The following is a 9,470-nucleotide window of genomic DNA, read 5'->3' as shown; positions in this document are numbered from 1 at the left end:
GCGCCGACCTTGTCGCCATGCTCGGCCAGGGCCTTCTCGGTCGAGTGCACGATGGCCTCGCCCTGGTTCTTGGCCTCGACCAGCTTCTTCTTGTTCTCGTCCGCGGCCTTGTTGGCCTCGGCTTCCTTGACCATGCGGTCGATGTCCGCGTCCGAGAGGCCGCCATTGGCCTGGATGCGGATCGAGTGTTCCTTGTTGGTCGCCTTGTCCTTGGCGTGGACCTGGACGATGCCGTTGGCGTCGATGTCGAAGGTGACCTCGATCTGCGGCACGCCGCGCGGCGCCGGCGGAATGCCGACCAGGTCGAACTGACCCAGGATCTTGTTGTCGGCGGCCATCGGGCGTTCGCCCTGGAACACGCGGATCGTCACGGCCGACTGGTTGTCGTCGGCGGTCGAGAAGGTCTGCGAGCGCTTGGTCGGGATCGTGGTGTTGCGTTCGATCAGCGGCGTGAAGACGCCGCCCAGGGTCTCGATGCCCAGGGTCAGCGGGGTCACGTCCAGCAGCAGCACGTCCTTGACGTCGCCTTGCAGCACGCCGGCCTGGACCGCCGCGCCCAGCGCCACGACTTCGTCGGGGTTCACGCCCTTGTGGGGCTCACGGCCGAAGAAGTCCTGCACGGCCTGCTGGACCTTGGGCATGCGGCTCATGCCGCCGACCAGGATCACTTCGTCGATGTCGCTCTTCTTCAGGCCCGCGTCCTTCAGGGCCTGTTCGCACGGACCGATGGTGCGGGCGATCAGGTCGTCGACCAGGGCTTCCAGCTTGGCGCGCGACAGCTTGATGTTCAGATGCAGCGGACCCGAGGCGTTCATGCTGATGAACGGCAGGTTCACTTCGTACTGCGCGGTGGAGCTCAGCTCCTTCTTGGCCTTTTCGGCCTCTTCGCGCAGGCGCTGCAGGGCCAGCTTGTCCTTGCGCAGGTCGACGCCCTGCTCCTTTTTGAACTCGTCGGCCAGGTAGTCGACGATCCGCAGGTCGAAGTCTTCACCGCCCAGGAAGGTGTCGCCGTTGGTCGACTTCACCTCGAAGACGCCGTCGCCGATTTCCAGGATCGACACGTCGAAGGTGCCGCCGCCCAGATCGTAGACGGCGATCTTCTTGTTGTTGTCCTTGTCCAGGCCATAGGCCAGGGCCGCGGCGGTCGGCTCGTTGATGATCCGCAGGACTTCGAGGCCCGCGATCTTGCCGGCGTCCTTGGTCGCCTGACGCTGGGCGTCGTTGAAATAGGCCGGAACCGTGATGACCGCCTTGGTCACCGGCTCGCCGAGGTGGGCCTCGGCGGCTTCCTTCATCTTTTGCAGGATGAAGGCCGAGACTTCCTGCGGGCTGTAGTCCTTGCCGTGGGCCTTGACCCAGGCGTCGCCAGTCGGGCCCTTGACGATCTCGTAGGGCACCATGCCCTTGTCCTTCTCGACCACCGGGTCGCTGGCGTTGCGGCCGATCAGGCGCTTGATCGCGAACAGCGTGTTGGTCGGGTTGGTCACGGCCTGGCGCTTGGCGGGCTGGCCGATCAGGCGCTCGCCGTCTTCCAGGAAGGCCACGACCGACGGCGTGGTGCGAGCGCCCTCGGCGTTCTCGATCACCTTCGGGTTCTTGCCGTCCATGATGGCCACGCACGAGTTCGTGGTGCCAAGGTCGATGCCGATAATCTTGCTCATCTTCGTACCTGTCGCTCCTCTAGGCGGACGGCGGTGACAAGGACCTTCTCGGAAGCGTCCCGGTTTTTCTCGCTCCGTCCCCGTGGTTCGCACTCTCTCGGGTTTACGGTCCACATCCTGCCCGACCGGCGAAAGCCGAGCGGGCGGAATGCGTTGTGCGAAGTTGACGAGCCCGTCAACCCCGCTTTCGAAGCCGGATATGGGGGATAGCCAGCGGCGCGCAAGACCATAACCCCATGGGGCGAGGGGGAATCTCGCCAATCACGATAGAAAAATGGCCGCACCCGGAGGGTGCGGCCACGGAAAGTCTTGAACTTTTAAGCTCTTATCGCGCTAGCCGGCCTTGGCGACCCAGGCGGTGATGGCCGGCAGGCGCTCCTGGCGGATCTTGGCGCGATTGATCACAGCGGCGGCCGCCTTGTCGGCCTCCTTGCGCGAGCCCTCGGCCAGGTTGGCCGCGGCGTAGGCCTTGATCTTGTCGGCCATGGCCGGGTTGGACGACCCCGAGCCCAGCCCCGGGATGAACCGGGTGCGCGAGCTGCTGTCGACCTTGGCGTTGACGGCGTCCTTGTTGGCGACGGCCCAGTCGAAGGTCATCTCCGGGAATTCGCCGGCCACGCGCGAGATCATGTTGCTGGACAGGGTCTCGCCCGGTTCCGATGTCAGGGCCAGCGCCAGGGCCTTCTTGGCCAGGGACTCGTCCTCGGTGGCCGCCAGCAGCATGTAGAGCTGCGACTTGACCAGCGGAGTCTTCTCGGCCTGGGCCTGGGCGCGGATGGCGTCCCAGGTCGCCGCGTCGGCCTGCCTGGCCACCACGTTCTGGATCGTCTTGCGCAGGGGACCGGGGACGGCGGTCGGGTCGGTCTTGTCGGCGTTGAACCGTCGGATGGCCTCGGCCACCACGTCCGCGTCGCCCAGGCCGCCCAGCGTACCGATCAGGCTGGCGCGCAGGATGGCGATGTTTTCCGGCTCGCCCGGCTTGGCCGTCCAGCCGACCCTGGCCAGCGCCGGCCGCAGCTTGGCGATGGCCAGCTTGCGGAACGCGGCGCGCTCGGCGGGCATGCCCTCGTAGTAGGCGTCGATCGTCGAATAGACGCCCGCGATCTTCGACAGCACCTGCGGATCGGCGTCGATGGGCGTCGCCTTCGCAAGATCCAGGAAGTCGGTGGCGGGCTGGTAGCCGGCCAGACCCATGGACCAGGCGTCGCTCATCACGCCCAGCTGGTCGATCGACGGCAGCTTGGCGAAGCCGCCCGCGATGCCGGCGAACCGCTCCGCACCGTATTGCACCCGATAGTAGCCGTTCTGGCCGGCGTTGACGACGACCGGGCCGCAGCCCTCGACCGTCACCGAGCCCTTGCCGCCGGTCACCAGGGTCTTGGCCTCGCCGCCGCCCAGCGCCTTCACCGTCACCGGCACGCGCCACATCAGCGGCTTCTTGTTCGGCATGTCCTTGCTGAACTCGCCCTGGGTCAGGCCCAGGGTGGTCTTGCCGGCGGCGCAGGTGGCGCTGTCGACGGTGATCAGCGGCACGCCGGGCTGCAGGGTGAAGTCGTGGGCGATCGCCTTGATCGGCTTCTTGGCCGCGGTCTCGACCGCCTGCCACAGATCGTCGCTGACCGTGTTGCCGTGAGCGTGCTTCTTCATGTAGGCGCGCACGCCGTCGCGCCAGGCGTCGTGGCCCACATAGCTTTCCAGCATGCGGATCACCGCCTCGCCCTTCTGGTAGGTGATGCCGTCGAAGGCCTGGCTGGCCTGCTCGACGGTCTCGACGTGCTGCACGACCGGGTGCGTGGTCTGCAGCGCGTCCAGGCTCATGGCGTACTCGCGGCCGCCGACCGCCACCAGCGCCGAGTTCCATTCGGGGTGGAAGTGCTCGGTCGCCCGGCCCTCCATCCACGACGCGAAGCCCTCGTTCAGCCACAGGTCGTCCCACCAGGCCATGGTGACCAGGTCGCCGAACCACTGGTGGGCCATCTCGTGCGCCACCGTCGTGAAGACGTTCTGCTTGTCCCGCTCGGTCGAGATCTTGGGATCCAGCAGCATGGCGTATTCGAAGTAGAAGATCGCGCCCCAGTTCTCCATGGCGCTGAAGAACTGGCTCTGGCCGGGGGCGGCGATGTTGTCGAGCACCGGCAGCGGATAGGGGGTGCCGAAATAGTCGTTGTACCAGGGCAGGATCTGCGCCGCCGACTTCAGCGCGAATTCGGCCTTGGGCGTGTCGCCCTTTTTGGTGACGACGCCGACATCGACGCCGGCCGCCTTGACCGAGGCGCGGTCGAACTCGCCCAGGCCGAAGAACAGCAGATAGGTCGACATCTTCGGCGAGGTCGCGAACTTCACGACCGTCTTGCCGCCGCCAATGTCCTTGGACGAGGCGATGGGCATGTTGCCGAGCGCCATCTGGCCGGTCGGGATCGTCGCCTCGACGCTGTAGGTGGCCTTGTAGAACGGCTCGTCCCACGACGGGATGAACCGGCGGGCGTCGGAGTTCTCGAACTGGGTGTAGAGCGCGCGCTTCTTGCCGGTCTCGGTGTCGTAGTCGAGGGCGAACAGGCCCGCGGCCTGGGTGTAGATCTTGCCGGCGTAGTCGATCGACAGGACGTACTTGCCCTTGGTCAGGGGCTTGGCGAACGTGAAGCTGGCCGTCTGGGCCTCGCTGTCGACCTTGACCTTGGCGGCGCCGACGCCTGCGATCTCGACCTTGGAGAACGTCAGGTCAGCGGCCTGCAGGGTCACGGTGGCGGTCGGCTCGACCACCTCGATGGCGATCTTCACCCGCGCCGTGAAGGACATCTTGTCGGCGTCGGGCGTGAACGCCAGATCATAGTGCGAGGGCCGGACATTGCGCGGCAGCTGGCTCGTGACGGTGGCGAAGGTCGCCCCCTTCGAACCCGGAGCGGCGGCGGGCGCGGTGGCGGCGCAGGCGCCTCCGGCGGCCAAAAGGATCACGGCCGCAGCCGTAGAGGACAAGAGACGACGCATGTTGGCTTCCAGATTGGAAAATTCATCCGGCCCCCTCAGCCGGCGGCGCAAACCAACACCTTCCGGCCCTGTGTCGCGCGTTAATAATTGGTAATGTCGCAGCCGTTGTCCGTCACGCCCGGGTTCGACCTGTGGCCGGGGCTTCTGGAGCTCGAACTCCAGCAGGCGCTCGTCTCTTCGGTGCTCGCCGCCGCCGAGGTCGCGCCGTTCGCCCGGTACGAGACGCCGCAGGGCAAGCCAATGAGCGCGGCCATGACCGCCTTCGGACCGCTGGGCTGGGTCAGCGACCGGGCCGGCTACCGCTACGCCGACCAGCATCCGGAAAGCGGCCAGCCCTGGCCACAGATGCCGCAGGCGCTGCTGCATCTTTGGGCGCGCCTGGGTGACGCGGAAACGCCGCCGGACTCCTGCCTGGTCAATCTCTACCGCGGCGACGCTCGCATGGGCCTGCATCAGGACCGCGACGAGGCCGATCCGCGCTTTCCAGTGCTGTCGGTCTCGCTGGGCGACACGGCGGTGTTCCGGATCGGCGGGACGCGCCGCAAGGACCCGACCCGCAGCCTGCGCCTGAACTCCGGCGACGTCTGCCGGCTATCGGGACCCGCCCGGCTGGCGTTCCATGGCGTCGACCGCATCCTGCCCGGCTCGTCCAGCCTGGTCCCGGGCGGCGGCCGGATCAATCTCACCCTGCGGCGAGCGCGTTGAAGCCGGCCAGCTCGAATGGCGCCATCCGAGCGGACCGGCTCCTGGATTTCCCGAAGGGGTCGCGCCGCCTATTCGCCCTTCTTGTAGGGGACGAACTCTCCGAGCCTGACGCCGCCGTTATAGCCCGGCCCCGCGCCCCGCCCGCCGTTATCGCCGGTCATCAGGTTGTTGCCCTCGCACAGTTCGACGGACTCGCCGACCGTCAGCGAATTGTTGGAGTTCAACCCGTCCACGCCGGCCGTCGGCCGGTTGACGTACAGCGTCGGACTGCCGCGCAGGCGATAGACGATGGCCGTGCCGTTGATGATCTCGGTGGTGATGATCTTGCGGACCTCGATACAGGGAACCGCGGCGAAGGCGGTGCGCCCCTCCAGCATCTTGGCCAACTGCGCCTCGCCCTTGGCGTTCTCGGCCTGGGCGCCCGACGCGGTCATCAGCCCCAGGCTGGCCGCCACGGCCAGCAGTCTCATCCCCTTGCCCACCTTCTGAACTCCTCAGCTCAATTCAACCTCAGGCGAAGGCTCAACCAGAAATGGTCGCACGTCAATGAGGCGCGACATGTCGAGCGCAAGATCTCCGCGGGGTCGGCGTCGCGCCAGGGCTTGCGAAGGCGGGCGGACCAAGGCGCCAAAAACAGCAAAGGGGGCGGCCCCTTTCGGAGCGGCCCCCTCTGACTTGCGCCTTGGCGAAACCCGCGTCACGCCTTGGCGAGATAGATCAGCCGCGCAGCTTGCGCGTGATCGTCTCCAGGTCCTGGTTCAAGGCGCTGTCTTCGGCGCGCAGGGCCTCGATGCGGCGCACGGCGTGCAGCACCGTGGTGTGGTCGCGACCGCCGAAGCGACGGCCGATGTCCGGCAGCGAGCGGGTGGTCAGCTGCTTGGCCAGCCACATGGCGGCCTGGCGCGGACGGGCCACGGCGCGGTTGCGGCGCTCGCTGAGCAGGTCGGCCTGCTTCATGCCGTAGTGCTCGGCGGTGGCCTTCTGAATGTCGTCGATGGTGATGCGCTTTTCGCCCGACCGCAGGTGCGGACGCAGGATCGCCTGGACTTCGTCGAGGGTCATGCGCGACAGCCCTTCCCCGGCGCGAGCCGACAGGGTGTTCAGGGCGCCTTCCAGTTCACGGACGCTGTCGGTGAAGCGGTCGGCGAGGAATTGCAGCACGTCCGGACGCATGGTCGGCTCGAAGCCGTGGGCGGCCGACAGGGTCTGGATCTTGCGCTCCAAGATGCCCAGGCGCAGCGAGCGGTCGGCCGGCTCCAGGCCGCAGACCAGGCCCGCCGACAGGTGCGAGCGCAGGTGGGCGTCCATCTCGGTCATGGCCGACGGCGGACGATCGGCCGAGAACACGACGCGGCGGCCTTCCTCGACCAGGGCGGTCAGGGTGTGGAACAGCTCTTCCTGCGTCGACTGCTTGCCGGCGATGAAGTGCACGTCGTCGATGATCAGGAGATCGGCGGCGCGCAGCTCTTCCTTGAAGGCGGCGGTCTGGCGATCCATCACGGCGCGGACGAAGGTCGACAGGAAGCGCTCGGCGGTCAGGTAGACCACGCGCTTTTCCGGCGCGTTGCGCATGGCTTCCCAGGCCAGGGCGTTCAGCAGGTGCGTCTTGCCGAAGCCGTAGGGGCCGTGGAACAGCACGGGATTGAAGTGGCCGTCGGCCCAGTTGGCGATCCGGCGCGCCACGGCGTGGGCGAACTCGTTGGCCGGACCCGGGACGAAGGTCTCGAACGTGAAGCGCTCCTGCAGGCCTTGGGTGCGGGGCGACTTGGCGCTGGTCGGGGCCACGGCGGGGGCGTCGGTGGAGACGGGCAGCACGATCTCGATCGGTTCGGCGGCGACAGCCTTGGGGGCGGCCTCGACATAGACGCCGGCCGTGGCTTCGAACTCCAGGCGCGACTTCAGGTCGATACGACGGCCGGTCGCATCGTGGGCGGCCCACAGCTCGCTGATCCGGCGCCAGGCGCTGCGGCGGATCCAGTCCCGCGCGATCCCGGTCGGCGTGACCAGGACGACGTCGCCGACGGCGGCTTCGCGCAGCACGGCCGGCGCGATCCACGACCCGAAGGCCGCATCGCCCAGTTCGCGCTTCAGCGCCACGCAGACCTTTGACCAAACGGTCGCCGCCGGCTCGCAAGCCGCCGCCATCGCCACCGAGAAGTCTTGGCTGGCCACCCCGCCCTTCATCGTCATTCGTCCACCGCCTCGCATAAAAGTAACCGCCGCATACAATCAGCCGCCGCCCCCCATGGCGTGCGACCGGTCCGTCTCAACGCACACAGGTTCTCACCCGGCGAACACGATCGGTTCGCCGCCGCCTTGTTTTTCAAGACTGGAGAAGCGTTGAGACGCTTAAACTAGCCAGCGGCGGGGTCGGGTCAAACGGAAAACTTGCGTCCGGTCGCGGATATTTCTGTTGACTCGCGAGAGGCCCTCGCCCCGCAAGGGAATACCCGAAAGCCGCTCTTAGATCACAGTTTGCAACGTCAGGAACAGCGCCTTGAATCCAAAGCAAAAGCCGACCAGGCGAACCTGATCGGCTTTTGTAAATACTTGAATTTGTTAGACGAACGACGTTCGTCCAAGATCTGGACTAGGCCGCGGCCTTATCCAGCTTCTTCAGGCGGGCGGCCAGGCGCGAGACCTTGCGCGAGCCCGTGTTCGGATGAACCACGCCCTTCGAAACGGCGCGCATCAGTTCCGATTGCGCTTCGACGAAAGCGGCCTTGGCGACGGCGACGTCACCCTTGGCGATCGCGTCTTCGAACTTGCGCAGGAAGGTGCGCACGCGCGAGCGGCGAGCGGTGTTGACTTCGGTGCGGCGAGCGATCTTGCGGATCGCTTTCTTGGCGCCGGGATTATTGGCCATGGATCGGACCTTCAAACGGACAGCCGCGCGGGCGGCCGCGAAGCAGGGAAAACAGAGCGCGCGGATATACGGGAAGCGGCGCCCGGGGTCAACGGTCCACAGGCGGATTCCTGAGGACCGGAATGACGCAATCGTTTCGAGCCCGATCACATCCCCTTGAAGCTTGGCTTTCGCTTCTCGACGAAGGCCGCCATGCCCTCTTTTTGGTCTTCGAAGGCGAACAGCGAGTGGAACAGGCGCCGCTCCAGCGCCACGCCCGTCGTCAGGGTCGTCTCGTAGGCGGCCTCGACCAGTTCCTTGTTCATCGCCACGGCCAGCGGCGACTGGGCGGCGATCTTGGCGGCGACGGCCAGGGCCTCGTCCACCAGGGTGTCCGCCGGGAAGATCCGCGACACCAGCCCCGCGCGCTCGGCCTCGACGGCGTCCATCATCCGGCCGGTCAGGATCATGTCCATGGCCTTGGACTTGCCCACCAGGCGCGTCAGCCGCTGGGTGCCGCCGATGCCGGGCGCAACGCCCAGAGTGATCTCGGGCTGGCCGAACTTGGCGGTGTCGGAGGCCAGGATGAAGTCGCACATCATCGCCAGCTCGCAGCCGCCGCCCAGGGCGTAGCCGGACACCGCGGCGATGATCGGCTTGCGGCACTGCTCGACCGCGCGCGCGCCGGCGGTGAAGAAGTCCTGGCGGAACATCTGGGCGTAGGTCTTGTCAGACATCTCCTTGATGTCGGCGCCGGCCGCGAAGGCCTTGGCCGAGCCGGTCAGCACGATGCAGCCGACGGCGTCGTCAGCCTCAGCCACCCCAAGCGCCTGGGCCAGCTCGCCCAGTAGCTGGGTGTTCAGGGCGTTCAGCGCTTCGGGACGGTTCAGGCGGATCAGGGCCACGCCGGGGGCGCTCTCCGGCGCTTCGACGATCAGGGTCTGGTAGTCGGCCATCGGGGTCTCCTGAAGGGTTGGCGCTTTTATAGAGGGGCCGAAGCGGTTGGGGAGCCCTGACGTCGCGTTAGCCATGGGGCGACCACTTCACGCGGCTCGCCGCTGAAGGGATGGAAAGGGACGCGGAGCGCCGGACGACGTCCGGAATGCTTTAGTGTTGTTACCGTTTCGACGAAGCCCGACGCTCCGCGCGACCGTTATCCGCCAGCGTCCCGTCAGGTGGCCCTGTTCAGGCCTTACCGGCGACTGTGTTGGGTCAACCGGGCTTTTGCCAGGGCTGATTTGATTTCAGCATGCCGTTTGCGGCGACGACGAGCT

General features: G+C 66.9%; 7 protein-coding genes and 1 pseudogene. 2 read left to right on the top strand and 6 right to left on the bottom strand.

Annotated features, from left to right (window positions below):
* Window positions 1-1,661 (bottom strand): molecular chaperone DnaK (gene dnaK, locus DI526_RS22125; protein WP_304282823.1); only part of this gene is annotated, 1,661 nt, incomplete at its 3' end.
* 333 nt (window positions 1,662-1,994) lie between these two features.
* Window positions 1,995-4,646 carry a M1 family metallopeptidase gene (locus DI526_RS22120; protein WP_304282821.1) on the bottom strand — a complete coding sequence of 884 codons (2,652 nt, stop codon included), beginning with the start codon at window positions 4,644-4,646 and terminating at the stop codon, window positions 1,995-1,997.
* Between the two features lie 93 nt (window positions 4,647-4,739).
* Between DI526_RS22120 and DI526_RS22115 the strand changes: the two genes are divergently transcribed.
* A complete protein-coding gene (locus DI526_RS22115) occupies window positions 4,740-5,351 on the top strand; it encodes an alpha-ketoglutarate-dependent dioxygenase AlkB (RefSeq protein ID WP_304282818.1) in 612 nt (203 codons plus the stop codon).
* Between the two features lie 68 nt (window positions 5,352-5,419).
* Here the strand turns inward: DI526_RS22115 and DI526_RS22110 are convergent, their stop codons facing one another.
* The 4 genes from DI526_RS22110 to DI526_RS22095 form a co-directional block, all read right to left on the bottom strand.
* Window positions 5,420-5,833 (bottom strand): hypothetical protein, encoded by a 414-nt coding sequence (locus tag DI526_RS22110; RefSeq protein WP_304282815.1) that lies wholly within the window; start codon window positions 5,831-5,833, stop codon window positions 5,420-5,422.
* Window positions 5,834-6,068: 235 nt separating this feature from the next.
* Window positions 6,069-7,541, bottom strand: coding sequence for a chromosomal replication initiator protein DnaA (dnaA, locus tag DI526_RS22105; RefSeq protein WP_304282812.1), 1,473 nt, complete (start codon window positions 7,539-7,541; stop codon window positions 6,069-6,071).
* Between the two features lie 400 nt (window positions 7,542-7,941).
* Window positions 7,942-8,217 (bottom strand): 30S ribosomal protein S20, encoded by a 276-nt coding sequence (rpsT, locus tag DI526_RS22100; RefSeq protein WP_004617408.1) that lies wholly within the window; start codon window positions 8,215-8,217, stop codon window positions 7,942-7,944.
* Between the two features lie 146 nt (window positions 8,218-8,363).
* Window positions 8,364-9,152 (bottom strand): enoyl-CoA hydratase, encoded by a 789-nt coding sequence (locus DI526_RS22095; RefSeq protein WP_304282784.1) that lies wholly within the window; start codon window positions 9,150-9,152, stop codon window positions 8,364-8,366.
* Window positions 9,153-9,306: 154 nt separating this feature from the next.
* Here DI526_RS22095 and DI526_RS22090 point away from each other — a divergent pair.
* Window positions 9,307-9,396, top strand: a pseudogene (locus DI526_RS22090) (hypothetical protein); the annotation flags it as partial.
* Window positions 9,397-9,470: the final 74 nt, after the last annotated feature.

The sequence above is a fragment of the Caulobacter segnis genome, assembly GCF_003243465.1.
Classification (GTDB): Bacteria; Pseudomonadota; Alphaproteobacteria; order Caulobacterales; family Caulobacteraceae; genus Caulobacter; species Caulobacter segnis_A.
The sequence above is the reverse complement of the archived record's forward strand: the minus strand, read 5'-3'. Positions and strand labels throughout refer to the sequence as shown.

Coding starts and splice junctions, on each gene's coding strand:
- DI526_RS22120 (WP_304282821.1), bottom strand. CDS start 4,646: ATGCGTCGTCTCTTGTCCTCTACGGCTGCGGCCGTGATCCTTTTGGCC.
- DI526_RS22115 (WP_304282818.1), top strand. CDS start 4,740: ATGTCGCAGCCGTTGTCCGTCACGCCCGGGTTCGACCTGTGGCCGGGG.
- dnaA (WP_304282812.1), bottom strand. CDS start 7,541: ATGACGATGAAGGGCGGGGTGGCCAGCCAAGACTTCTCGGTGGCGATG.
- rpsT (WP_004617408.1), bottom strand. CDS start 8,217: ATGGCCAATAATCCCGGCGCCAAGAAAGCGATCCGCAAGATCGCTCGC.
- DI526_RS22095 (WP_304282784.1), bottom strand. CDS start 9,152: ATGGCCGACTACCAGACCCTGATCGTCGAAGCGCCGGAGAGCGCCCCC.